Source organism: Laribacter hongkongensis DSM 14985, assembly GCF_000423285.1.
In the GTDB taxonomy this organism is placed as follows: Bacteria; Pseudomonadota; Gammaproteobacteria; order Burkholderiales; family Aquaspirillaceae; genus Laribacter; species Laribacter hongkongensis.
The window spans coordinates 172,383-196,449 of record NZ_AUHR01000004.1 but is presented as its reverse complement, the minus strand read 5'-3'; the positions used below and the strand labels follow the sequence as shown (position 1 = coordinate 196,449).

Here is a 24,067-nt window from a genome sequence, read left to right as displayed (position 1 = left end):
GTGGGATCAATTCTGGTAAGCGGGATGGCGGACGGTCTGGCAGGCGATGTCGAGCATGGCAGCAGCCATCGAACCGTCTTCGACCTTGACGAACTGCCACATGTGGTCGGGCAGCGGGAACATGGTGGCCCAGGCCACCTTGCCGTTCTGGTCAAGATAGTCGGTGGCGATCATGGCGTAGCGATCGTTGTCGCAGTCCAGCATCACAGTGTTCTTGCGGGCGAAGTAATTCACCTTGAGCGCCGGTTCGTACTGCTGCTTGCGGAAGGTTTCGCGGTGTGCGACCTGCAACAGGCGGCCGTGCCAGCGGAACGAAGCACGGTCGAGCGCCAGTTCCACGGCGGGGCCGCGCTGGTACACCATCCAGACCGGCTCGGCTGCGGCGGCCATGGCCGGCAGCAGGGCGAGTACAAGCAGGCAGCCGGCGCGGCGGATCATTCGGCGGAATCCTGCTTGAGCATCGGGAAGCCCAGGGCTTCGCGGGCGTTGTAGTAGGCCTGGGCCACGCCGCGCGACAGTGTGCGGACCCGGCCGATGTAGGCGGCCCGTTCGGTCACCGAGATGGCACCGCGTGCGTCCAGGAGGTTGAAGGTGTGCCCGGCCTTGAGGACCATTTCGTAGGCGGGCAGCGCCAGCGGTACGTCGAGCAGCCGGCGGGCTTCCGATTCGTAGTACGAAAAGAGTTCGAAGAGCTTGGGCACGTTGGCGTATTCGAAGTTGTAGGTCGACTGCTCGACTTCGTTCTGGTGGTAAACATCACCATAGGTGACGACCTGGCCGCTGGGGTAAACGGTCCAGACGAGGTCGTAGACGTTTTCCACGCCTTGCAGGTACATGGCCAGACGCTCGATGCCATAGGTGATTTCGCCCAGCACCGGTTTGCAGTCAATGCCGCCCACTTGCTGGAAGTAGGTGAACTGGGTGACTTCCATGCCGTTGAGCCAGACTTCCCAGCCCAGCCCCCAGGCGCCGAGGGTCGGGTTCTCCCAGTCATCCTCGACAAAACGGATGTCGTGTACCGTGGGGTCGATGCCCAGTTCGCGCAGCGATCCGAGATACAGCTCCTGGATGTTGTCCGGGTTGGGCTTCAGCGCCACCTGGAACTGGTAATAGTGCTGCAGGCGGTTGGGGTTTTCGCCATAGCGGCCGTCTTTCGGGCGACGCGAAGGCTGGACATAGGCCGCATTCCATGGCTCCGGACCGATGGCACGCAGGCAGGTGGCCGGGTGCGAAGTACCGGCGCCCACCTCCATGTCGAACGGTTGCAGGATGGCACAGCCCTGTTGGCCCCAATAGGTCTGAAGCTTGAGGATAATCTCTTGAAAAGTCAGCATGGACGCATGAATCCGGCAAAAATTTAATGGTCGATTCTACTCGTGATGGTGCACGGGAATCAAAAGGTTGCCGGCAACTTGAGCTGCCATCCGGAGCAGGTGTCCGGTTTTCCCGAGAGCACTGGCCTGCCGTCAGCACCCCGGCGCTGGCCGAAGCATTTTTTCACGGTTGCCTGTTGCAGAAAGGTTCTGCCCACGGTATAGTTTGTCTCCTGTTCAGCGCAGGCACCAGCCGCACTGGATGGAGCAAGACAATTTGGGGGTATAGCTCAGCTGGGAGAGCGCTTGCATGGCATGCAAGAGGTCAGCGGTTCGATCCCGCTTACCTCCACCAAATTTCCGGTTTCTGTGTCAGGACAGTCTCAGAAGCCGCACCGGAAAAGTCCGGAACACACAACCTATCGGGGGTATAGCTCAGCTGGGAGAGCGCTTGCATGGCATGCAAGAGGTCAGCGGTTCGATCCCGCTTACCTCCACCAATCAAAAAGCACTGGTTTTCACCAGTGCTTTTTCCTTTTCCGGCCTGCCTCCAATGACAAACCGCCCCCGGTCAGACCGGCAGGCGGTTCGGCATGATCAACCCCGGATCAATGACCCGCGGTCATCTTGGCGCTTTTCATGATCTTCATGAGCTTTTCGGTCGGTTTCAGCTTGCACTGGTCAACCACGACCGGAATGATCTTCTCCACCCCCTGGACATCAACCATCGCTGCGTCCGGCTTGCCCTTGTTGTTGAAGCCCTCGGCCCAGTACACCACCTTCGGCTTGAACGACTCGTCCAGATCCAGAAAATCCTGACAAGTCCACTTGTAATAGCCTTTCGGGCTGGCAATCTTGCCTGCGGCATCGGCAGCATGTGCCATGCCTGCCCCCAGAGCCAGTGCCAAAGCGGCCAAAACGGTTGCGCTACGTGTCTTCATATTCTGTCCTCAGTCGTTAAACAATGGCGCAGCCCAACCAGCCCTGCCCTTGCGACAGATAAAAGTTGTCCACGCTTCCTGACGGGATAGCCCTCACGCATGAAATTTCAAGCAAAAACTGCCGAATGGCGTGACACACGCCGCAAAAAAACCGCCCTTGCCCGGGCGGTTTTTCGTACATGAGAGACCGGATCAGCCGATACGCATGCCCGGTCTGGCGCCCTCATCCGTATCCAGCAGGAACAGGCCTTCGCTGTCATCCACGCCCGACGCGCAGACGATCATCCCGGCCGACACGCCAAAGCGCATCTTGCGCGGCGCCAGGTTGGCCACCACGATCACGTTGCGCCCCACCAGCTTCTCCGGCTCGCCATAGGCCTTGCGGATGCCCGAGAAAATGTTGCGCTGCTCGAAACCCAGATCGACGGTGAACTGCAGGAGCTTGTCCGAACCTTCGACAAACTGGCAGGCCAGCACCTTGCCCACCCGCAGGTCGAGCTTGGCAAAATCGTCAATGGTGATGGTATCGGCCAGCGGCTCGAAGGCGCTGGCGGCAGGCTGTTGGGTTTCCATGCTTTGCTTGTTCGCCTCAATCAGTTTTTCAATCAGCACCGGGTCGATGCGCTGCATCAGGTGCTGGTACGGCTTGATGGTATGGCCGAGCAGCACCGTGCCGGCATCCGCCCAGCTCAGCGGTGCCACATCAAGGAAACCCTCGACGCCTTCGGCGAGCTTCGGCAGCACCGGCTTCAGGTAAATCGCCAGCAGGCGGAACGCATTGATCAGCACCGTACACACTTCGTGCAGGCGGGCGTCCATGCCTTCCTGGCGGGCCAGTTCCCACGGCTTGTTGGCGTCCACATAGGCATTGACCAGATCTGCCAGCGCCATCACGTCGCGCAGCGCCTTGGCGTATTCACGCGCCTCGTAGGCAGCGGCAATGCTGCCCGCCTCGGCCAGCAGACGGCCCAGCGGCTCGACATCGCTCACGCTGTCGGCCAGACGGCCATCAAAACGCTTGGTGACGAAACCGGCAGCCCGGCTGGCGATATTGACGAACTTGCCCACCAGGTCCGAATTCACCCGCGCCACGAAGTCATCCAGGCTCAGGTCGATGTCCTCGATGCGGGCATTGAGCTTGGCGGCGATGTAGTAGCGCATCCACTCCGGATTCAGGCCGCAGTCGAGGTAGCTCCTGGCGGTGATGAAGGTGCCGCGCGATTTCGACATCTTCTGGCCGTCCACGGTCAGGAAACCGTGGGCAAACACGCCGGTCGGCGTGCGGTAGCCGGCATACTTCAGCATCGCCGGCCAGAACAGTGCGTGGAAATACAGGATGTCCTTGCCGATGAAGTGATACATCTCGGCCTTGGAATCCGCCTTGAACCACTCGTTGAAATCAATGCCGATGCGGTCGCACAGGTTCTGGAACGAAGCCATGTAGCCGATCGGCGCATCCAGCCACACATAGAAATACTTGCCCGGCGCATCCGGAATCTCGAAGCCGAAATACGGCGCATCGCGGCTGATGTCCCAGTCCTGCAGGCCACCCTCGATCCACTCGTTCATCTTGTTGAGCGACTCGGGTTGCAGGTGCGGCTGCACCGCACCGTCGGCACGCTCGCTGCTGCCGGCGGTCCAGTCCTTCAGGAAGTCGGCGCATTCGCCCAGACGGAAAAAATAGTGTTCGCTGGTTTTCAGCACCGGCGTGGCACCGGAAACCGCCGAATACGGATTCTTCAGCTCGGTCGGGCTGTAGGTGGCGCCGCACACTTCGCAGTTGTCGCCGTACTGGTCCCTGGCACCGCATTTCGGGCATTCTCCCTTCACGAAGCGGTCCGGCAGGAACATCTGTTTTTCCGGGTCAAACAGCTGCTCGATGGTACGGCTGACGATCTTGTCGCTGGCACGCAGTGTCTTGTAGATCTGTTCGGCAAACGCCTTGTTTTCCGGGCTGTTGGTCGAGTAATAGTTGTCGTAGCCGATATGGAAGCCGGTGAAATCAGCCAGGTGCTCGTCGCGCACGCGGGCGATCAGCGCCTCGGGAGTGATGCCCTGCTTTTCGGCCGCCAGCATGATCGGCGAGCCGTGGGTATCGTCGGCGCAGACGTAATGGCACTCATGCCCGCGCATTTTCTGGAAGCGCACCCAGACGTCGGTCTGGATGTGCTCCACCATGTGACCGAGGTGGATCGCGCCATTGGCGTAAGGCAGCGCACTCGTCACGAGAATCTGGCGTTTGCTCATCGGAAAATCTTTCTCAACGCATTCAAGTTCAAGCCGGCGATTATAGCGGCAATGCCCGCCGCCCCGCTCGGCCGCTCCGGGCTCAGGCCTGTGCCGGCTCGGCCCCGGCCGGCGGCACGACACACAGCTGCGCCCGCTCGCGCATGGCGCGCCGCACCGAGTGCCCGGCAAACAGCAGGTACAGGACAAAATAGGCCGCACCCAGCCAGACAAAGCCCAGCGGACCGGCGGCGGCATACACCAGCCGGAAGCCCTCCAGCCCGGCCGCGTAGCCGATCATCGACAGCATGCTGACCGAAGCCGACACCGTGCCCTTGGCGACCTGGCTTGCCGTCAGGGCAAAGCGGTACAGCACGGCAAACGACAGTCCTTCGCCCAGCGACACCAGCGACATGCCGCCCACCAGCCAGCCGGCCTGTCCGGCAGACCAGGTTTCCCCGCCCACCATCAGCGCCAGCCCGATCACCATCGGCACGATGCCGACCAGCACTGACCGTCCCAGCGGCCAGCGGTCGGTCAGCCACACCAGCAGCAGGTTGCCCAGGATCAGTCCGGCAAACACCGGAATCTGCAACAGGCCGTACTGCACCGGCGTCAGCCCGAGGTTTTCCACCAGCAGCACCGGTGACAGGGCAATCCAGCCCATCAGCGGCATCGACAGCAGCGGAATGGCAAACGCAGCAATCACGAACGGCAGGTTGCCCAGCACCGTCCGGTAATCCACTGCAATGCTCGACAGAGGCGGGCGCTGGCGGCGGGTATCGACCGTTTCCGGCATGCAGCGCCACAGGCCGACAAACGAAATCATGGCCAGCGCCGCAATGAACAGGAACCCCAGCCGCCACGGCGCCACTTCGATCAGCGCCGCCCCGGCCAGCGGGCCGATCAGCGGTGCAATCAGCGCCACGTTGGCCATCAGCGCCGTCACCTTGATGGCCGTGCGCTCATTGAACGCCTCCTGCACGGCGGCGTAGCCCACGGCATTGATGAAGCACAGGCCCAGACCTTGCAGCACCCGTACCAGCATGAAGCTTTCGATCGAATCGGCCAGATAGGTCGCCAGACAAGCCAGCACGAACCACGCCACCCCCGCCAGCAGCACCGGGCGGCGGCCAATGCGGTCGGACAGCGGGCCGGTCAGCCACGGCAACATCGCCCCGCCGACCAGAAACGCCGTCATCGATGTCGGCACCCAGTCCAGCGATGCATGAAACTCGCGCACCACCGCCAGCATGGCGGGCTGCACCATGTCGTTGGCGATGTAGACCGAAAATTCGAACAGCACCAGCGCCAGCGGAAACCACAGGCTCAGCCGGCGTTCCCCGGCAGCAGAAGATACAACAGCAGACATAAACGCAAATGACGAATGGCGTCGCTCACGCGACGCCATTCTGCAAGATGAGAAGAACCGAATATTCTACGCCACAAACGTGACAAAAATCAGTATCAGATCAAGAAAAACAACGGCTTATTCAGGTTTTTTCACTGGCTTCTGCGTGTCGGCCGCCCCGGGCTGGCGGTTGGCCGGCAGCTCGCGGTCACGCAGTACCCGCCCTTCGCGGTCCAGCCGGCGCTCTGCGCGCTCCCCTCCGCGCGGCAGGCCGGAATCCATCTCCTCGCGCGTCTGCGGCGCCACGGCCGGCAGCGGCGGCACCAGCGGTATCACCAGCCCGTTGGCCAGTGCACCTGATGCCACCCAGAACGCTCCCAACACTCCGATCAGACGAGGCATGATGCCGGCCCTCCTTTTTCCACCCGCTTTTCCTGCGACCACACTTCCCGTACCAGGCATGTTCCCGTGTCCCGGGACTCCTTCGCCAGACCGTGTGTTCCTGTCTGCTTTCATCATGGGCGAAGGCGGCACCGACCGCAAAAATCGGAGTAAAATACTCGGGTATTGACAATGAATAGACGCCATCCCACCATGCTTTCCCGGCTGACCCAGATGTTCAAATCCGCTCCTTCCGATCCGGCCGCGCCGGAACACATCGCCCGGCTTGAGGCCTGTCTTGACGGGCTGGTCGACCCCAACACCGGCCACACCTACCGTTCGGCCCGCTCCCTGCGCCCCCTGAAAACCGATGGCGACAGCGTGACGGCCGAAGTGGTGCTGGCGTACCCGGCCCAAAGCTGTTTTGACGCCATCCGCCAGCAGGTCAGCGAGGCCCTGGCCGGCGAACTGGGCAACCTCCGGCTCGAAGTCAGCGTCTCCAGCCAGATCGGCTCGCACGCCGTGCAGCGCGGCGTGCCGCTGCTGCCGGGCGTCAAGAACATCATCGCCGTGGCCAGCGGCAAGGGGGGCGTGGGCAAGTCCACCACCAGCGTCAACCTGGCACTGGCTCTGGCCGCCGAAGGTGCGCGTGTCGGCATTCTCGACGCCGACATCTACGGCCCGTCGCTGCCGCTGATGCTCGGCATGCAGGGACAGCGTCCGGCCTCGCCGGATGGTAAATCGATATTACCGATCGAGAACCACGGCATCCAGACCATGTCGATGGGTTACATGGTCGACGACGACCAGGCCATGGTCTGGCGCGGCCCGATGGTCACCCAGGCGCTGATGCAGCTCCTGAACGACACGCGCTGGGACAACCTCGACTATCTGGTGATCGACCTGCCGCCGGGCACCGGCGACGTGCAGCTGACGCTGGCGCAGAAAATCCCGGTCACCGGTGCCGTGATCGTGACCACGCCGCAGGACATCGCCCTGATCGACGCCAGGAAGGGCCTGACCATGTTCGAGAAGGTCGGTGTGCCGGTGCTTGGCATTGTTGAAAACATGGCCATGCACGTTTGCAGCCAGTGCGGCCACGTCGAGGCCATCTTCGGCTCGGGCGGCGGCGCCCGCATGGCCGGACAGTACCAGGTCGAGCTGATCGGCCAGTTGCCGCTGGAGCTGGCCATCCGCCAGTCCATGGACGAAGGCCGCCCGACGCTGGTGTCGGCTCCGGACAGCCCAGCCGCCGCCCTGTACCGGCAGATCGCCCGCAAGGTGGCGGTCAAGGTCGGTGAAAAAGCGCGCGACTACAGCTCGCGGCTGCCGAAAATCGTGGTGCAGAACACCTGACCGCCCGACCGTACTCATTGCCTGCCGCGCCCCGTCTGCCGTTCCGGCGACGGGGCGTTTTGTGTCCAGCGGCTTGCCGCACCCGCGACCGTCATGCAGAATCGCCCGCATGTCGTCTGTTTCCCCTGTCATGCACGCTGCCTGGCTGATCGCCCTGGCTGGCCTCCTGGCTGTGCCTGCCCACGCGCAGGAGGCGGCCTGTACCTAGGTGGCCCGCGAGCTCAATGCCCGTCTGGCCACACCGGTCGACAGCCGTGAGCTGGCCGAAACGCTGGGTACACTGGCGGCCACCGGCCGGCTGCCCGACCGCTTTGTCACCAAACGCCAGGCCCGCGAAGCCGGCTGGCAACCGGGCAAAAGCCTGTGGCAGACCGACGGGCTGGCGGGCAAATCGATTGGCGGCGACCGCTTCGGCAACCGGGAACACCGTTTGCCGGCAGGCCGCTGGCAAGAAGCCGACCTCGATTACCGGGGCGGCAAACGCAACGCCAAGCGCCTCGTGTTTGCCGGCAGCGGACGACGTTTTGTCACGGTTGACCATTACCAGTCCTTCACCGAGGTGCCGCCATGTCGCTGACCTGCGAGCTTAAAGCCGTCCGTTCCACCAAAGACTTCTACCAGCAGCTGGCCAAAGGTCTGAAGCTCCCGGCCACCTTCGGCCACAATCTCGACGCCCTGTTCGATGCCCTGACCGGCAGCATCGAAGGCCCGGCCACCATCTTCTGGCACAGCTCGATCGCTGCCCGCAACGAGATGGGAGACGAGGCGTTCGAAAACATCATCGGCACCCTCTACGAAGCCAGCGGCGACAACCCCGACCTGCAGATCTGGCTCGGTCTCTGAGCACCAGCCTGCCCTGGCCGGCCCACGGGCGGCTCCCGTTGCCCCGTCTGCCGGCCGTTCACTTTCGCGGACTCCAGCCATGCCACCCCATCTCGCTCCCGTACCGCTCGACAAGGCCTACCGGCTGATCAATCACGGTCCGACCGTGCTGGTATCGGCCCGCCACCAGGGCGTGGACGACGTCATGACTGCCGCCTGGGCCTGTGCGCTGGATTTTGCACCGCCCAGACTGACCGTGGTGGTGGACAAGTCCTCGTACACCCGGACCTTGCTGGAAGGCAGTGGCCGCTTTGTCGTACAGGTACCGACGGTGGCCCAGCTGGCGCAGGCCTATGCCGTAGGCACCCGCAGCCTCGCCATCGACCCCGACAAGCTCGCGCACGCCGGCGTCACCTTCTTTGCACTGGACGGCCATGACCTGCCGTTTGTCGAAGGCTGTGCCGGCTGGCTGGCCTGCCGCCTGCTGCCCGAACCGCACAACCAGAGCACCTACGACCTGTTCATCGGCGAGGTGACCGGCGCCTGGGCCGACACGCGCGTGTTTGCCGACGGTCACTGGCATTTTGAAACCGCCGACCCGCGCTGGCGCAGCCTGCACCATGTGGCCGGCGGCCAGTTCTACGCCATCGGCGAACCGGTGGCAGCGGCGGGCGACGCAGTCTGAAACCCGCGCCGGGCGCCTCCCGGCATCCGGTTTACCACAACCAGCCGGCCACCAGCGGTGCCACCAGCACGGTGAGCGCCCCGCCGATCATCATCACCAGGCTCGACACCACGCCTTCGGTTTCACCGATCTCGCGCGCCCGGGCCGTGCCCGCTGCATGCGAGGCGCCGCCAAAGGCAGCGCCCCTGGCAATGGCACTGCGTACCGGCAGGCAGCCCAGCACGGCCCGTCCCAGCACCATGCCGGTCACGCCGGTCAGGATCACGAACAGCCCGGTCAGGTCGGCCGACCCGCCAATGCTGTGCGCTGCCGCCAGGGCAAACGGCGTCGTGATCGAACGCGCCATCAGCGACTTTTGCAGCAGCACCGGCAGGTCCAGCCAGCGCGCCAGCAGCACCGAGCCGCCCACCCCTGTCGTCACCGCCACCAGCGTTCCCACGGTCAGCGACAGCACATGCCGGCGCATCAGCTGGCGGTATTCGTACAGCGGCAGGGCAAACGCCAGCGTGGCCGGACCCAGCAGCCACACCAGCCAGTGGGTCGAACCGGCATAGTCGGCATAGGGAATCTGCACGCTGATCACCACGGCCAAGAGAGCCAGCGGCGTCAGCACCAGCGGCGCCAGCCAGACCTTCGGATAACGCCGGTAAAGGCGCTTGTTGAGGAAATAGAAGCCCAGCGTCAGCAGTACCGACAGCACGCCGAAATCAAGCGCCGACATGATGCATCCTCCCTGCGCGCTGGTGCCGGCGCCGCGCCAGCCGGATTTCCAGCCGGTACATCCGGTCCACCGCCAGCGACGTGGCGGCCAGCACCAGTACCGTACCGCCCACCACCACCACCACCAGCTTGAGACCGCTGTGCAGCAGCAGGTCCGGGTACTGCACCACCGACACCACCACCGGCACAAAAAACAGCAGCATTTCCGCCAGCAGCCAGTCGGCTCCGCGCCGGATCCAGTCCGGACGCACCACACCGCTGGCAAACAGCGCCAGCATCAGCACGATGCCCACCAAGTTGGCCGGCCAGCCGATCCGCACCGAAACCGCACTCACGCCCCACCAGATCGCCATCAGCACACCGATCTGCGCCCAGAGCACCAGCGCATCACGGGCGGAGCAACCCGTGACACGCCTGAATAAGCCGGACATGAAACTTGTCCTGTCAATCAAGAAGCCGCCAGTATAGAAAAGCCGTTACACGCAATCTAATGAATTAAACTCATTCGATTCATTCCAGAAAGGCATGGAAATGGACTTGCGTGCCCTGCGGTATTTCGTGGCGGTCGTCCGGCTGGCAAGTTTCACCCGCGCGGCCGAACAGCTGTTCGTCACCCAGCCCACCATCAGCAAGATGATCCGCTCGCTGGAAGACAGCCTGGGAGAGCCGCTGCTGGTACGCGACGGCCGGCAGATCCGCCCGACCGCCGCCGGCTCCATCGTGCTGGAGCACGCTGAACGCATGCTGCGCGAGGCCAGCCACCTGCACGAGGACCTCGCCGGACTGCGCGGCCTTACCCACGGCCAGCTGTGCCTCGGCATTCCACCCATGGTCGGCCCGCTGGTCGTGCCGTTGCTGGCCAGCTTCCGCGCCCGCCACCCCGGCATCCGGCCCCGTTTTACCGAGTCGGGCGGGCTGGCGCTGGAAGCCGCGGTCAGCCGCGGCGAAGTCGACCTGGCCATCAGCGTGCTGCCGGTCCGCGATGACAGCCTCGCCGTTGCACCGATGGCGGATTACCCGCTGTGGGCGGTCCTGCCGGGCGGTTCGCCTCCGGTGCCGTCGCCATTGCCGCTGGCTGCCCTGCACGACCAGCCCTTCGTCCTGTACGAGGACGATTTCGTGCTCACCGGCCGCATCCTCGCCGCCTGCCGCCAGCGCGGTTTTGTGCCGGCAGTGGCCGGCCAGAGCCGGCACTGGGACTTTATCGGTGAGTTGGTCGCGGCCGGCACCGGCGTAGCCCTGCTGCCCTCGCCGGTCGCCAGCCGGCTGGACCCGGCCCGGGTGCGCTGCGTGGAGCTGGATGAGCCGGACCTGCGCTGGCGGCTGGGCTGGGTCTGGCGCGAGGCGCTGCTGGACCACGCCTCCCGCGCCTGGCTCGAGCATGTCGGCGCCCGGCCGCAAGAACGTTCCCCGGAGGCTCCGCAGCCCGGCCACCAGTGATACTGCCGTGCGCGGCGCCGGCCGGATGCCGGCGTCAGACAGCCATACCGGCATCATCGGTGCATCTTTAAAACCGCGATCAGGCTGGTGCCCTCCCGGCCCGAATCCCGTGCTACCACAAAGACGAAACCGGCCCGCAGCCACCCGGGCTGTCCGCAGGACAAGCGTTCCGGGCAGCGGCCCGCGATGTTCTGCGGCAAGCGGAATGTCCATACGGCACGGGCACCTTCACGATGGTCAGCAGCCGGCAATGCCGGGCGCAACACCCTTTGCCCTGCACCGGCAAACCGGCCCGAAGCCCGACAGGCCACCCGCAGTACCGGCTTGCCCGGCTGACCCGGGCATTGCGTTGTGTCATGCAGCTTTGGCCACCCGGATGTCTGATGATGGCCGCCCGCAACGGCACCGTTTCCGGGTGCGTCCACCAAACGCCCCCAGGCAGGCTCCGGTAACAGTGGCTGGCCCCGTGGCTCCGCTCATCCGGCGGCCGGATACCCGGCAGCCGTGACGATTTGCCTGTTCCGGTGCTCCGCTCAGACTTGGGCCCCTGCTCGCCGGGCCGCTTTGACAATGCCCTGCCATTCGGCCTCGGCCATCCCGGTGCCCCATTGCAGGCGCTCGTGGCGCTGCCGGCGTTCCGGGTCGCCGGCCAGTTGCACCGGTTGCCCGGCCGTGGCAGGCGGGGACGAACGGATCCAGCCCGCCATGGCGTCAAACTCCTGTCGCAGCCAGTCCATGTCGGCCAGCCGGGCCGGGTCGATCAGGATGGTGGTCATGTTGTTGAGGATGCCGCCTGCGCGCGGATTGCCCGGTTGCAGGGTGCCGCCGCCTGACAGCAGGCCGGCCAGCAGCTCGCACGCGGCCACCAGCCCGCTGCCCTTGTGGTCGGCCATCGGCCGCAGGGCGCCGGTGGGAGACTCCCACATGGCCCTGGGGTCGGCGGTGGGCTGCCCGGCCGCGTCCAGCATGACCGGTGTGTCAAACCGGCGACCGGCCAGATACGCCACGCGGGTCTTGCCGTACGCCACCATGCTGGTGGCGAAATCCAGAATGAACGGCGGCTCGCGGACGCCGCCCGGCAAGGCAATGCACAACGGATTGGTACCAAAGCGCGGTGCGGTGCCACCGAACGGTGCCACCAGCGGCTGATCGTAATCGATGACGTTGACGAAGTGGATGGACACGAAACCCAGCCGGGCAGCCAGTTCGCCGTAATGGCCGATGCGCCCCAGGTGATGGGCTGCCGACAGGGTCATCAGGACCACCTGCGTCTGGCGCACCCTCGCGCTGGCAGCCCGCATGGCCTCGACCGCAACACGCTGGCCATAGCCGCGTTCACCGCTGAATTGCAGCACCGCCCCCTGGTCATTGAGCAGCCGCGCCGGCTGGTTGGGGTGCAGTGTGCCGCGGGCCACGCTGTCGACGTAAAAGGGCAGCATGCCGATGCCGTGGCTGTCATGGCCGCGCAGGTTGGCCTCGACCAGATGGCCGGCCACCAGACGGGCTTCGGCCGCCGTACTGCCCAGCGCCGTCAGGGTGGCCTCGGCCATGTGGCGCATCCGGTCTGCCGTCAGCTTCATCCTGCATCCCTCCCTGGTCGGTCAAGATGACAAGATAGTGCCGGGACCGTTCAATCTCCAGCCTGGCTGCCCGGCCGCAGGGTCAGACGCAGGTCGTTGCCGACTGAACGGACATCGTGCCAGCGCCAGCAGGACTTGTCGGCCAGCGCAGCCAGCGGCGGCAGGTCGAACATGCCGCGGGCGGAATGCCCCAGCACCACCGGCGCCATGTAGCACACCAGCTCGTCCACCAGCCCGGCGTGCAGCAAGGCACCGGCCAGCCCCATGCCGGCTTCGCACCAGACGTCGTTGACACCCAGCCGGCCAAGATCGGCCAGCAGGGCGGCAAGGTCCACCCGCCCGTCCGCCCCCGGCAGCGACACCACAGTGTGTCCGTGCAGCCGCCCGGTGGCCGGCGTGGTTGCGGCGGTATACATCCGCACCGGGGCACCGCAAAAGATGGCGGCATCCGGATCGAGCGTTCCGGCCCCGTCGACAATCACCCGCAGCGGCTGGCGCACCTGGGTGGTAGCTTGCAGGCGGCCGGCCGGGGTATCCTGCAATGCCGGCGGCAGGACATCCGGTACCAGATTGCGCACGGTCAGTTGCGGATTGTCGGCCCGCACGGTGCCGCTGCCGGTCAGGATGACATCGTGGCAGGCGCGCTGGCGCATCACGTCCGCCCGCGCCTGAGCGCCGGTAATCCACTGGCTCTGGCCGTCCGCCAGCGCGGTCTTGCCGTCGAGGCTGATGCCCAGCTTCACCGTCAGCCACGGCCGCCCGCGCGTCATGCGGCTGACAAAGCCGCGGTTGAGCTCGCGCGCCTCGGCTTCCAGCAGGCCGCTGGCACACTCGATGCCGGCTGCGGCCAGGCGTGTCATGCCCTGACCGGCGACCAGCGGATTGGGATCGACCATGGCCGCCACCACGCGCCCGACTCCGGCTTGCAGCAGTGCATCGGCGCAGGGCGGCGTGCGGCCGAAATGGCTGCACGGCTCCAGCGTCACGTAGGCCGTGGCGCCGCGCGCCCGTTCGCCGGCCATGGCCAGTGCATGCCGCTCGGCATGCGGCGTGCCGGCGCGGACGTGCCAGCCCTCTCCCGCCACCTGTCCGTCACTGACCACGACGCAGCCCACGCGGGGATTGGGCGCGGTACTGGTCATGCCCAGACGCGCCAGTTGCAGGGCGCGCGCCATGTAGCGATGGTCATCGGCGCTGAACATGCGGCCTAGTCCTTGTCGTGGGTGATTTCGCGGATGGCGTCGGAAAACTCGGCGACGTCCTGGAAGCTGCGGTAGACCGAGGCAAAGCGCACGTAGGCCACCTTGTCGAGGCGAGCGAGTTCACCCATCACCATTTCACCGATCTGGCGCGCGCTGACTTCGCGCTCGCCCAGTTGCAGCAGCTTCTGCTTGACGCGGCCCACGGCCTCGTCCACCAGCGGTGTCGGCACCGGCCGCTTGTGCAGGGCACGGGTAAAGCCGGTACGCAGCTTGGCATCGCTGAATTCGGCGCGGTGGCCGTCCTGCTTCACCACCTGCGGCATGCGCACTTCGGCGGTTTCGAACGTGGTGAAGCGCTTGTCGCACTCCAGACAGCGACGACGACGACGGATGCTCGCCCCGTCCTCGCTTACGCGGGAATCGACCACCTGCGTGTCGGCATGACCGCAAAACGGGCATTTCATGGCACGGCCCCCCTGATCCTGATGACAAAACGGCGGGACCGTGCCCGCCATGAAAATGTGGATTGCCGCCGGCACAGCCTCCGGCCTGGCCACGGTATCCGGTGGCGACAGGCCGGTCTGGCCGGACAGAAGGCGCCGATTGTACCGGTTGCCGCCGACAACCCCAATGCCGGTCCGGTCATGGTGGTGACGGCATCCTGCGGGCGCTCCGTTCCGGACAACCGGACGGGTTTGCTAGAATGTCAGGCTTCAATGCTGTTCCTGCCTGCCCGTATCCCCATGTCCCGTTCCGACAAGCTGCTGCTCAACACCGTGTTTTTCGTCATGTATGCCCAAGGCATTTTCTTCCTGCACCACATCCTGTTCCTGTCCTGATCCCTGCCCTGTCCGCGCCGCGGGCAACAAAAAACCCGCACCGGCTGCACGCCGGCACGGGTTGACCTGACAGGCAGTACGCTTACCTGGCGTAAACCGGGAAGCGGTCGGTCAGAGCCTTGACCTGGCCTGCCACGCGGGCGATCACGGCGTCGTCTTCCGGCGCATCCAGCACGTCGGCGATCAGGTTGGCGACCAGACGGGCTTCTTCTTCCTTGAAGCCGCGGGTGGTGATGGCCGGGCTGCCCAGACGGATGCCGGAAGTCACGAACGGGCTTTCCGGATCGTTGGGGATCGAGTTCTTGTTGACGGTGATGTGCGCCTTGCCCAGTGCGGCGTCGGCGGCCTTGCCGGTCAGGCCCTTGGCACGCAGGTCAACCAGGAACACGTGGCTTTCGGTGCGGCCGGACACGATGCGCAGGCCGCGTTCGGTCAGGGTCTGCGCCATGGCAGCGGCGTTCTTCAGCACCTGCTGCTGGTATTCCTTGAATTCCGGTTGCAGGGCTTCCTTGAAGGCCACGGCCTTGGCGGCGATCACGTGCTCGAGCGGGCCGCCCTGCAGGGTCGGGAACACCGACGAGTTGAGCATCTTCTCGTATTCGGCCTTGGCGAGGATCAGGCCGCCGCGCGGGCCGCGCAGGGTCTTGTGGGTGGTCGAGGTCACGAAGTCGGCGTGCGGCACCGGGTTCGGGTACAGGCCGGCAGCCACCAGGCCGGCGTAGTGCGCCATGTCGACCATGAAGTAGGCGCCGACCTTTTTGGCGATCTGGCCCATGCGTTCAAAGTCAAAGCGCAGGGCGTAGGCCGAGGCACCGCCGATGATCAGCTTCGGCCGGGTTTCCATCGCCACGCGTTCCATGTCGTCGTAGTCGATTTCTTCGTTGGCGTTCAGGCCGTAGGCCACGATGTTGAACATCTTGCCCGACAGGTTGGCCGGCGAACCGTGGGTCAGGTGGCCACCGTGGCCCAGGTTCATCCCCATCACGGTGTCACCCGGCTTGAGGATGGAGAAATACACTGCCTGGTTGGCCTGCGAGCCGGAGTGCGGCTGCACGTTGGCGTACTCGGCACCAAACAGCTCCTTGACGCGGTCGATGGCCAGCTGCTCCACCTTGTCGACGTACTCGCAGCCACCGTAGTAACGCTTGCCCGGATAACCTTCAGCGTACTTGTTGGTCAGTTGCGAGCCTTGCGCTTCCATCACCGCCGGGCTGGTGTAGTTTTCGGAAGCAATCAGCTCGATGTGCTCGTGCTGGCGGACGATTTCGGCGTCCATGGCCGCAGCGAGTTCCGGGTCAAAAGCGTGGATAGTGTGGTTTGCAGGAAACATCGTAGTTTTTCCGGATCAGAAAGGGAGGCCAACGTCTAGAAGGCGCAAATTCTAACGCAATCAAGGACACGGCGACACCGCGCCCTGAATGCGGCATCAGGCCAGACGGGCCGCGGCGTCGTTGCAGGTCACCAGGAACGGCACGCCGTCAACCCGGTCAGGCTGGATGTCGGCCAGCACCCGTACGTCGCTGACCTGGCATTCGCTCATCAGGGCGCGGAAGTTTTCCTCGATGCGTTCGACGCTGTCGAGCGGCGCCAGCGGCCAGACGAATCCCGACCAGTTCTTGTCGTCGCCGGGACTGGAAACGGTAAAGCGGATCTCGTTGTTTTCGTGCGCGGCAGCGACGCCGACGATCTCGACACCGCCCTTGCGCAGCTTGCGGATGATGTTCGATGCCCACATCTGCAAATTGACGTCCAGACGCAGGGCCAGCCCCTGGCGCAGCGCTTCGGGCACCAGGTTGGGCACCGCCGGGATCGGGAACAGCGTGACCTTGGGCGTTTCCAGCTGGGCAGTCAGGTTGCGCATCACCAGCATGCCCCAGTCTCCCACCATGCCCCCCAGCCGCACCGGGGCCGGCTGGCCGGCCTCTTGCAGGGCCACGCCGAGCAGGTAGCGTACGAACACGCCTTCTTCATGCACGGGCACCGGCGTACCGGCCAGCGTCTGCGGCAGGCCTTCCAGTCCGGCGGACTGGCTGCATTGCCACAGCTGCCCGAATGACAGTCCGGCCAGCGTATCCGGATGCAGCAGCTCGCCCCCCAGCCATACCTGGGCCGATTCGCGGATGACGCCCTGCTCGCGCAGGATGGCCAGCACCGGCCCGGCATCAATCCGGGCCGGCAACTGCGTTTCCTTGCGGCTGCCGGTCGCCAGCACCAAAGGCAGGGCAAACACCGCCGCATGCCGCTCCGCTGCACCGGCTCCCAGCACGTCGAGCAGGGTATGCCACAGATGGCGACAGGCGGTCTGCTCGGGGGCCAGTTGCAGCGCCACGGTCAGCGCCTGCGCGTCGTCCATGTCCAGCGCGTCGCGCAGGAGCCCTTCCAGAGCAGCCTGCTTGCGATCAATGGCAGCGGCATCCGTTTCCGCCAGACGTGCCAGCACGGCACGGATGATTTCGTTTTTCGGCGCTACACGCGGCAGCAGGCGCGGATCAGGCAACAGCATCGACATATTCGGCTACGGCACCAAAGATTGGGGAGCCCTATTGTCGCATAGCCGCAGCCACACGGAATATCAAAGCATCCGCGACAAACACTTGACATCGTTGAGCGGGCTCTGGCAAACCCCATCCGGAAAGAATGTTCATTTATGAACAATTTATTACAGACAAACGGCTTAAACGAAGCTTTGCTTCACCTTAACAGGAGATTGTGCGTCAGTTTTCGCCCAACTCCACCAATTATCCGTTCGGAAAACAACAATACTGATTGACAGTGAATCCGAACGTCACCATAATCCGCAGCCATTGAGATGCAGCAACTGCTTCTTGATAGTTTCTCCTCTATTTCTCCTTTGTAGATTGCGGCGCGGCCCTCACGGACTGCGCCATTTTTTTGCCCGCAGATACAGCAAGTAATTTGTCATGAATCAACGGGGGAGCATCTATGCTCCGGGTCACGTACATCCCAAAAACATAATCTGTTATGGTGGTCCGTGGTTTTAGCTGCTGCCCATTCCTGCGCCATGAAAGTCAATCTGCCTGTCACTCGTAACGAAACGCCCTTCACCCGCGGCACCATCGTTACCAAAACCGATCTCAAAGGCGTCATCACCTACGCCAACGATGCCTTCGTCGAGATTTCCGGCTTCAGCCGGGAAGAACTGATCGGCCAGAGCCAGAACATCGTCCGTCACCCGGACATGCCCAAGGCCGCCTTTGCCGACCTGTGGCAAACCATCAAGGCCGGTCGCTCCTGGCGCGGCATGGTGAAAAACCGCTGCAAGAACGGTGACCATTACTGGGTGGATGCCTTCATCGTGCCGGTCCACAAGAACGGCAACACGGTGGGCTACATGTCAGTGCGTACCCCGCCAAGCCGGGAACAGATCGACGCAGCCGACAAGCTCTACAGCGCCATCGGCGTGGACGGCAAACTGCCGGTTGCCCGCCGGCACCTCAGCCTGTCCATGCACGCCAAGCGCACCATCCTGCTGGTCACGCTCAACTTGCTGATCCTGGTCGCCGGCCTGACCGACACCACCCTGCTGCGCGACGGTGCCATTGCCCTGTCCATGCTGCTTTCCATCGGTTTCATCGGCGTCCACGCCCGCGAGCGCGGACGCCTGCGCCGCATCGTCAACACCTTTGGCGCCATGGCCGAAGGCCGCCTCGACACCCGGCTGCCCCACAACCGCGAAGACGACCTAGGGCAGATCGAAGGCGGACTCGCATACATGCAGGTACACATCAAGGTCATCATTGACGACCTCATCCAGGCCGCCCGGCTGGTGCAGGACCGCAGCGAAGGATTGCAGACGCGCATGCGCGACACGCTGGGCCGGTTCGAGCAGCAGTTCGAGCAGATCCGCGCCATCTCCGGTTCGGTCGAGCAAATGAGTACGTCCATCAGCACGGTGGCCGACAGCAGTGGCGACGTGGCGCAGGCGACCCGCACCGCCCACGAAGTGGCCGCCGGCAGCGCCGAATCGATGACGCGCTCGCGCGACGAAACCCGCGCCGTGGTCAAGACCGTTTCCGAAGCCCAGGAAACCATTGCCGCCCTGCACGACGCCGTGCGCAACATCGGCACCGTGACCGACACCATCCGCGAAATTGCCGACCAGACCAACCTGCTGGCCCTGAATGCCGCCATCGAAGCCGCACGGGCCGGCGAGGCCGGGCGCGGCTTTGCCGTGGTGGCCGACGAAGTACGCAAGCTGGCCGAACGCACCAGCAAGAGCACGATGGAAATCAACGACATCGTCGGCCAGATCACCAATGTCACCGACCACGCCGTCAGCGCCATGCAGGCCGTGGGCGAACGCTCGACCCAGGGCGAAATCCACCTCGCCGAAACGGCAGCCAGCCTCAGCAACATCGTCGATGCCAGCCAGACCATCAACGACCGCATGCGTGACATCGCCGAGACCAACCAGCAGCAGTCCGGTGCCGCACAGGACCTGGCCCAGCGCATGGTGGCCATCAGCGCCCGGATCGAGGATGCCACCCGGGAAATCGAAGCCGCCGGCCGGCTGGTGAACGACCTGTTCCGGCAGGCGCATGCGATGAACGAAGTCGTCAGCCACTTCGACAACGACACACCGGCACGCCAGCCCCGCTCCGCACAGGTCACCAAGTCGCCCGGTCATTGACCGGAGCGGCCCGGACCACTTCATGCGGCCGGTCGCCAAAGCCGGCAGCCGACCGGTGTCCGGCATGACCAGCCCTTCCCCCGGAACAGGGGGTGCACGCAGCATGGTCACGATGCCCCGGTCCGGAATGCCGGACGGTCATGTCGCAGGAGACAGGCTGCCGGTGTACCTCGGACTGCCGTTGCCGGACAGCACGGCGGTACGGCAAGCATGGCCTCCACAACAGCAGCAACAGGGCAGGACTCCGGCAGCGCCAGCTTGCCCTCGCGGCGCAACAGACGCCAGGCAGTGACAACCGGCCGGCACAGCCATTCCGGCTGACGGCTTTGGCCGGACGGAAACGAACGGGGAAAACAAACTCTCACAGCGGCAAAGCGCGCAGCAGATACATCACTACCGGCACCAGCTCCTGGCACTGGCTTTCAGCCCCCGAATCAGTCGCGGCCACTCGTCCGCCAGCCAGGCCCGGTGCTTCCGGCCGTCTGCCCGCTGCCCCGGCATGACAATGCACGCGACGGCACGCAGCGTCCGGCCCGGGTCTGCGGCCAGAGCCACCCGGCATCATTTCTGCCCTACAGCCAGTCAGCCAGCTGATGCCACACTGCCAGCTTGTCGGCAAACGGCCGGGTATATGCCGGGCTGGACGACGGCAGGGCAAGCAGTTGCAGCGGCATGCCCTCCAGTGGTCGCCGCGCCTTCCAGGCCGTCTGGCCATTGAAAGCCACCGCCCGCAAGGCCGGCAGCTCCGCCACCAGTCCCGGCAAATCGTTGCCGACGGCATCGCGGATTGCGGCATCAAGGCTGCCGCGCCGGTGCGCCTGCGCCACCACGTCCCACAGGCCGACGCCGCGCGCCAGCAGGCCGGCCAGGCGATCCTCGTAGGCCAGACCGGCCAGTTCCGGCCAGTCGAGCACACTCCCCAGCAAGCGCCAGAACTGGTTTTGCGGATGGGCGTAATACTGGCTTGCCGCCAGCGAGGCTTCGCCCGGCAGCGAGCCCAGGATCAGCACCCGCACGCCGGCATCGACCACGGGCGCAAAGCTGCGTTTCACGCTTCAGAACTCCAGTGCCTGCTGCCCGAGTGCCAGGCAGCGCTTGACCGGGCCAAAGCTGCGCCGGTGCACCGGCAAGACGCCAAGCCGCTCGATGGCCGCCACATGGGCGGCGGTGGGATAGCCCTTGTGCGCGGCAAAACCGTAACCGGGATAGCGGGCGTCCAGCTCCAGACACTCGGCATCGCGCGCGGTCTTGGCGAGGATTGATGCGGCCGAAATCGCCGCCACCGTGGCATCACCCTTGACGATGGCCCGGGCCGGTACGTCCAGCACGAACGGCGGCACCCGGTTACCGTCGACCTCGATGGCATCAGGCGGCACAGCCAGCCCATCCACGGCCCGGCACATAGCCAGCATGGTGGCGTGCAGGATGTTGAGCCGGTCGATTTCTTCCACCGTGGCCCACGCCACGCACCACGCCAGCGCCCGCTCGCGGATCAGGGGCGCCAGCGCCTCGCGCCGGGCGGCACTGAGTTTTTTGGAGTCTGCCAGCCCTTCGACCGGACGCGCCGGGTCCAGGATTACGGCAGCGGCATATACGCCGCCCGCCAGCGGGCCGCGCCCGGCCTCGTCCACACCGCACACACGCCTGTCCATACCGGTCCTTTGCTGCCAAACGCAAAAAAGCCGGAGATGGCTCTCCGGCTTTTTCAGAATTCCTGGTCGGGGTGAGAGGATTCGAACCTCCGGCCTCTACGTCCCGAACGTAGCGCTCTACCAGGCTAAGCTACACCCCGCTGTTTGCGGTTCTCGATGATCAACTGGTCGGGGTGAGAGGATTCGAACCTCCGGCCTCTACGTCCCGAACGTAGCGCTCTACCAGGCTAAGCTACACCCCGCCGAACTGACCACAATACTGCAAGCGGATTGCTGTACTGCGTCGAGAGGTGGCCATATTAAGCATCCGCTTCTGGATTGGCAAGCGCTTTTTCAAGCATCCCTGCCTCCGCTTCCGGCCTGATGCCGGCAGCAAGCCGCGCCGGTTTGCCCATGCCGTTCCGCCCGGACAGATAGCGGATGCCGGATCGGCAGCCACACCGTAAAATCGCCCCCTTTCGTTTGTCCGGAGTGTCTCCCATGTGGTTTCGCCAACTCGCACTTTTTCGCCTGCCGCCAGACGCCCGGCCGGATCTGGCCAAACTGGAAGCCGGCATGGAACAACACTGTTTTGCCCCGCCCAGCGGGCTTGAGTGGTCAAGTCAGGGGTTTGTCGCACCGGCCGGCCACGCCCCGGACCGCCTGCTGCATCCGCTTGCCGGCGGCGCACTGGCGACGCTCAAGCGCGAGGACAAGGTGTTGCCGGCAGCGGTGATCCGCGACGTGCTGGAAAGCAAGGTTGCCGACATCGAGGCACGCGAGGCCCGTCCGGTCGGCCGCAAGGAAAAGCGCGAACTGAAAGAACAGGTGACTGACGACCTGCTGCCGCGCGCCTTCACCAAGACCGGCCGCACCCGCGCCCTGCTGGACGTGCAGGCCGGCTGGATTCTGGTGGATGCCGCCGGGCAGAAGGCCGAGGCCCTGGTCAGCGCCCTGCGCGAAGCCCTGCCGCCGTTTCCGGCCCGCCTGCCGCATACGCAGCTGTCGCCTGGCAGCGCCATGACCGGCTGGCTGGCTGGCGAAGTGCCGGACGGCTTTGAGCTGGATTGCGACTGCGAACTGAAATCCCCCGGTGACGACGGCGCCACCGTGCGTTGCAGCAAACAGGACCTGACCGCTCCGGAAGTGCGCCAGCACCTGGATACCGGCAAGGTTGTCACCCGACTGGGCCTCGTGTGGCAGGAGCGCATCCGCTTCGTGCTGACCGAGCAGCTGGAGCTCAAGCGCCTGCAATTCCTCGACGTACTGGAAGAACAGGCCAGCCAGGCCGGCGACGATGCTCCGGCCCTGTTCGATGCCACCGCCACCCTGATGCTGGGCGAACTGCGGCACCTAGTCGCTGACCTGATTGCGGCCCTGGGCGGCGAAACCGAAGCCTGAGCCAGCTTTCCGGCCATAAAAAACCCGCGAGACCGGCTCGCGGGTTTTTTGTTGCCGTGCAACGGGCTACCAGACCTGCAGGTAAGCCAGCATGCCTTCGGCTGCCTTGCGGCCTTCGAACACCGCACGCACCACCAGATCGGCGCCACGCACCTGGTCACCGCCGGCAAACACTTTCGGGTTGCTGGTCTGGTGGGCGTAGGTCTGGGCTGCCGGCGCCACAGTACGGCTGCGGCTGTCGGTTTCGATACCGGCAGCATCAAACCACGGCATGCGCTCGACCGAAAAGCCGAAGGCAATGATGACGTGATCGCACTCGATCACCTGTTCGCTGCCCGGCACCACTTCGGCACTCTGGCGACCCCTGGCATCCGGCACGCCCAGCCGGGTTTCGGCCAGCCGGAGCCGCAGGCTGCCGTCGGCGGCCTGCTCGATGCCCATCGGCTGGCGGTTCCACAGGAATTCGACGCCTTCTTCGCGAGCATTGGCGACTTCGCGCCTTGATCCCGGCATGTTGGCTTCGTCACGACGGTAGGCGCAGATGACTTTCCTGGCTCCCTGGCGGATCGATGTGCGGTTGCAGTCCATCGCCGTATCGCCGCCGCCCAGCACCACCACGCGCCGGCCTTCGACGCTCAGCGGCGTTTCGTCGCCCAGCGTGCCCATGCACTGGCGCACGTTGTTGACGAGGAACGGCAGCGCCTCGATCACGCCCGGCAGTTCTTCGCCGGCAAAGCCGCCCTTCATGTACTGATAGGCGCCCATGCCCATGAAGACGGCGTCGTAACCGGCCAGCAGCTCGTCCATCTGCACGTCGCGGCCGATTTCGGTATTGAGGCGGAACTCCACCCCCATGCCTTCCATGATTTCGCGCCGGCGCCTGACGATGCTCTTTTCCAGCTTGAATTCCGGAATGCCGAAGGTGAGCAGGCCACCGATTTCCTCGTAGCGGTCAAACACCACCGGCCGCACGCCGTTGCGCACCAGCACGTCGGCACAGGCCAGGCCGGCCGGACCGGCACCGATGATGGCCACCTTCTTGTCGCTCCACACCACATGGCTCATGTCCGGGCGCCAGCCGGCCTTGAAGGCTTCGTCGGTGATGTACTTTTCCACCGAGCCGATGGTCACGGCACCAAAACCGCCCTGGTTGAGCGTACAGCTGCCTTCGCACAGGCGGTCCTGCGGACAGACCCGGCCGCAGATTTCCGGCAGGCTGTTGGTCTTGTGCGACAGCTCGGCCGCTTCAAAAAGGCGCCCTTCCTTCACCAGCTTGAGCCAGTTGGGAATGAAGTTGTGCACCGGGCACTCCCACTCGCAGTAGGGGTTGCCACAGGCCAGGCAGCGCGCCGCTTGTTCCTCGGCATCGTGCTGGGTGAGCGGCGCGTAGATTTCAACGAATTTGCGCTTGCGCAGTTCGGCCGAGAATTTCTCGCCCGGATTGCGCTGCGTGTTCATGAACTGGAATACGTCAGCCATTTTGATTCCTGCCCGGGAGACGGGCCGTCGCCCGCCTCCCGCTGAATGT

At 64.8% G+C, this 24,067-nt stretch carries 24 protein-coding genes and 4 tRNA genes; 9 read left to right on the top strand and 19 right to left on the bottom strand.

Translation table 11 applies throughout. The features are described from left to right. Positions 1-6: 6 nt before the first annotated feature. Both G542_RS0105505 and glyQ read right to left on the bottom strand, forming a co-directional pair. Positions 7-438 (bottom strand): surface-adhesin E family protein, encoded by a 432-nt coding sequence (locus G542_RS0105505; RefSeq protein ID WP_012696232.1) that lies wholly within the window; start codon positions 436-438, stop codon positions 7-9. Continuing rightward, positions 435-1,334 (bottom strand): glycine--tRNA ligase subunit alpha, encoded by a 900-nt coding sequence (gene glyQ, locus G542_RS0105500; RefSeq protein WP_012696231.1) that lies wholly within the window; start codon positions 1,332-1,334, stop codon positions 435-437. Before glyQ ends, G542_RS0105505 begins: the two co-directional genes overlap by 4 nt. Positions 1,335-1,592: 258 nt before the next feature. Here glyQ and G542_RS0105495 point away from each other — a divergent pair. Beyond that, positions 1,593-1,668: transfer RNA gene (locus G542_RS0105495), tRNA-Ala, on the top strand. A gap of 69 nt (positions 1,669-1,737) precedes the next feature. Further along, positions 1,738-1,813: transfer RNA gene (locus G542_RS0105490), tRNA-Ala, on the top strand. Between the two features lie 108 nt (positions 1,814-1,921). Here the strand turns inward: G542_RS0105490 and hdeA are convergent. The 4 genes from hdeA to G542_RS0105470 form a co-directional block, all read right to left on the bottom strand. Continuing rightward, the gene (gene hdeA / locus G542_RS0105485; RefSeq protein WP_027823604.1) at positions 1,922-2,254 is read right to left on the bottom strand and encodes an acid-activated periplasmic chaperone HdeA; all 333 of its coding nucleotides are present in this window, start codon (positions 2,252-2,254) and stop codon (positions 1,922-1,924) included. Between the two features lie 192 nt (positions 2,255-2,446). Next, on the bottom strand, positions 2,447-4,501 hold the full coding sequence (gene metG, locus G542_RS0105480; RefSeq protein ID WP_027823603.1) for a methionine--tRNA ligase: 2,055 nt from the start codon (positions 4,499-4,501) through the stop codon (positions 2,447-2,449). Positions 4,502-4,583: 82 nt separating this feature from the next. Then, a complete protein-coding gene (locus tag G542_RS0105475; protein WP_027823602.1) occupies positions 4,584-5,852 on the bottom strand; it encodes an MFS transporter in 1,269 nt (422 codons plus the stop codon). A 117-nt stretch (positions 5,853-5,969) separates the two neighbouring features. Beyond that, positions 5,970-6,233, bottom strand: a complete 264-nt coding sequence (locus G542_RS0105470; RefSeq protein ID WP_155826616.1) for a hypothetical protein — start codon at positions 6,231-6,233, stop codon at positions 5,970-5,972. A 213-nt stretch (positions 6,234-6,446) separates the two neighbouring features. Here G542_RS0105470 and apbC point away from each other — a divergent pair, with 213 nt between their 5' ends. The 4 genes from apbC to G542_RS0105450 all read left to right on the top strand — a co-directional run bounded on the left by apbC (position 6,447) and on the right by G542_RS0105450 (position 9,075). Next, complete coding sequence (gene apbC / locus G542_RS0105465) at positions 6,447-7,568, top strand: iron-sulfur cluster carrier protein ApbC (protein WP_051189934.1); 1,122 nt, start codon at positions 6,447-6,449, stop codon at positions 7,566-7,568. A gap of 208 nt (positions 7,569-7,776) precedes the next feature. Then, on the top strand, positions 7,777-8,145 hold the full coding sequence (locus G542_RS16035) for a ribonuclease domain-containing protein (protein WP_244878685.1): 369 nt from the start codon (positions 7,777-7,779) through the stop codon (positions 8,143-8,145). Then, entirely contained in the window at positions 8,136-8,411 is a 276-nt protein-coding gene (locus G542_RS16030; RefSeq protein ID WP_012696224.1) for a barstar family protein, read from the top strand. Before G542_RS16035 ends, G542_RS16030 begins: the two co-directional genes overlap by 10 nt. Positions 8,412-8,490: 79 nt before the next feature. Continuing rightward, positions 8,491-9,075 carry a flavin reductase family protein gene (locus tag G542_RS0105450; protein ID WP_012696223.1) on the top strand — a complete coding sequence of 195 codons (585 nt, stop codon included), beginning with the start codon at positions 8,491-8,493 and terminating at the stop codon, positions 9,073-9,075. Between the two features lie 31 nt (positions 9,076-9,106). Here the strand turns inward: G542_RS0105450 and G542_RS0105445 are convergent, their stop codons facing one another. Together G542_RS0105445 and G542_RS0105440 are read right to left on the bottom strand one after the other, a co-directional pair. After that, a complete protein-coding gene (locus G542_RS0105445) occupies positions 9,107-9,796 on the bottom strand; it encodes an LrgB family protein (protein WP_012696222.1) in 690 nt (229 codons plus the stop codon). Next, a complete protein-coding gene (locus G542_RS0105440) occupies positions 9,783-10,226 on the bottom strand; it encodes a CidA/LrgA family protein (protein ID WP_012696221.1) in 444 nt (147 codons plus the stop codon). Before G542_RS0105440 ends, G542_RS0105445 begins: the two co-directional genes overlap by 14 nt. A 106-nt stretch (positions 10,227-10,332) precedes the next feature. Between G542_RS0105440 and G542_RS16025 the strand changes: the two genes are divergently transcribed. Beyond that, positions 10,333-11,235 carry a LysR family transcriptional regulator gene (locus G542_RS16025; protein ID WP_211218783.1) on the top strand — a complete coding sequence of 301 codons (903 nt, stop codon included), beginning with the start codon at positions 10,333-10,335 and terminating at the stop codon, positions 11,233-11,235. 533 nt (positions 11,236-11,768) lie between these two features. Here the strand turns inward: G542_RS16025 and G542_RS0105430 are convergent. The 5 genes from G542_RS0105430 to G542_RS0105405 form a co-directional block, all read right to left on the bottom strand. Next, on the bottom strand, positions 11,769-12,815 hold the full coding sequence (locus tag G542_RS0105430; protein WP_027823599.1) for a malate/lactate/ureidoglycolate dehydrogenase: 1,047 nt from the start codon (positions 12,813-12,815) through the stop codon (positions 11,769-11,771). Positions 12,816-12,865: 50 nt separating this feature from the next. Beyond that, positions 12,866-14,017 carry a bifunctional diaminohydroxyphosphoribosylaminopyrimidine deaminase/5-amino-6-(5-phosphoribosylamino)uracil reductase RibD gene (gene ribD, locus G542_RS0105425; RefSeq protein WP_027823598.1) on the bottom strand — a complete coding sequence of 384 codons (1,152 nt, stop codon included), beginning with the start codon at positions 14,015-14,017 and terminating at the stop codon, positions 12,866-12,868. A gap of 5 nt (positions 14,018-14,022) precedes the next feature. Next, the gene (gene nrdR, locus G542_RS0105420; RefSeq protein ID WP_027823597.1) at positions 14,023-14,481 is read right to left on the bottom strand and encodes a transcriptional regulator NrdR; all 459 of its coding nucleotides are present in this window, start codon (positions 14,479-14,481) and stop codon (positions 14,023-14,025) included. 457 nt (positions 14,482-14,938) lie between these two features. Beyond that, a complete protein-coding gene (gene glyA / locus G542_RS0105410) occupies positions 14,939-16,186 on the bottom strand; it encodes a serine hydroxymethyltransferase (protein ID WP_027823595.1) in 1,248 nt (415 codons plus the stop codon). Between the two features lie 96 nt (positions 16,187-16,282). Next, a complete protein-coding gene (locus G542_RS0105405) occupies positions 16,283-17,359 on the bottom strand; it encodes a hypothetical protein (RefSeq protein ID WP_051189925.1) in 1,077 nt (358 codons plus the stop codon). Between the two features lie 519 nt (positions 17,360-17,878). Here G542_RS0105405 and G542_RS16020 point away from each other — a divergent pair. Next, positions 17,879-19,507 carry a methyl-accepting chemotaxis protein gene (locus G542_RS16020; RefSeq protein ID WP_051189924.1) on the top strand — a complete coding sequence of 543 codons (1,629 nt, stop codon included), beginning with the start codon at positions 17,879-17,881 and terminating at the stop codon, positions 19,505-19,507. A 572-nt stretch (positions 19,508-20,079) separates the two neighbouring features. On the opposite strand, the gene G542_RS0105395 is transcribed toward G542_RS16020, so the two are convergent. From G542_RS0105395 to G542_RS18435, 5 genes are all read right to left on the bottom strand, one after another. Continuing rightward, a complete protein-coding gene (locus G542_RS0105395) occupies positions 20,080-20,559 on the bottom strand; it encodes a DNA-deoxyinosine glycosylase (protein ID WP_027823594.1) in 480 nt (159 codons plus the stop codon). 3 nt (positions 20,560-20,562) lie between these two features. Continuing rightward, the gene (gene rnhB, locus G542_RS0105390) at positions 20,563-21,159 is read right to left on the bottom strand and encodes a ribonuclease HII (RefSeq protein WP_027823593.1); all 597 of its coding nucleotides are present in this window, start codon (positions 21,157-21,159) and stop codon (positions 20,563-20,565) included. Between the two features lie 63 nt (positions 21,160-21,222). Beyond that, positions 21,223-21,299: transfer RNA gene (locus G542_RS0105385), tRNA-Pro, on the bottom strand. 25 nt (positions 21,300-21,324) lie between these two features. Beyond that, positions 21,325-21,401, bottom strand: a tRNA-Pro gene (locus G542_RS0105380). Between the two features lie 57 nt (positions 21,402-21,458). Further along, the gene (locus G542_RS18435) at positions 21,459-21,641 is read right to left on the bottom strand and encodes a hypothetical protein (RefSeq protein WP_012696206.1); all 183 of its coding nucleotides are present in this window, start codon (positions 21,639-21,641) and stop codon (positions 21,459-21,461) included. On the opposite strand from G542_RS18435, the gene G542_RS0105370 reads away from it, so the two are divergent. Continuing rightward, a complete protein-coding gene (locus G542_RS0105370; RefSeq protein ID WP_012696205.1) occupies positions 21,640-22,539 on the top strand; it encodes a recombination-associated protein RdgC in 900 nt (299 codons plus the stop codon). The genes G542_RS18435 and G542_RS0105370 overlap by 2 nt on opposite strands. 66 nt (positions 22,540-22,605) lie before the next feature. Here the strand turns inward: G542_RS0105370 and G542_RS0105365 are convergent, their stop codons facing one another. Further along, on the bottom strand, positions 22,606-24,018 hold the full coding sequence (locus G542_RS0105365) for a glutamate synthase small subunit GltD family protein (protein WP_027823592.1): 1,413 nt from the start codon (positions 24,016-24,018) through the stop codon (positions 22,606-22,608). Positions 24,019-24,067 lie beyond the last annotated feature (49 nt).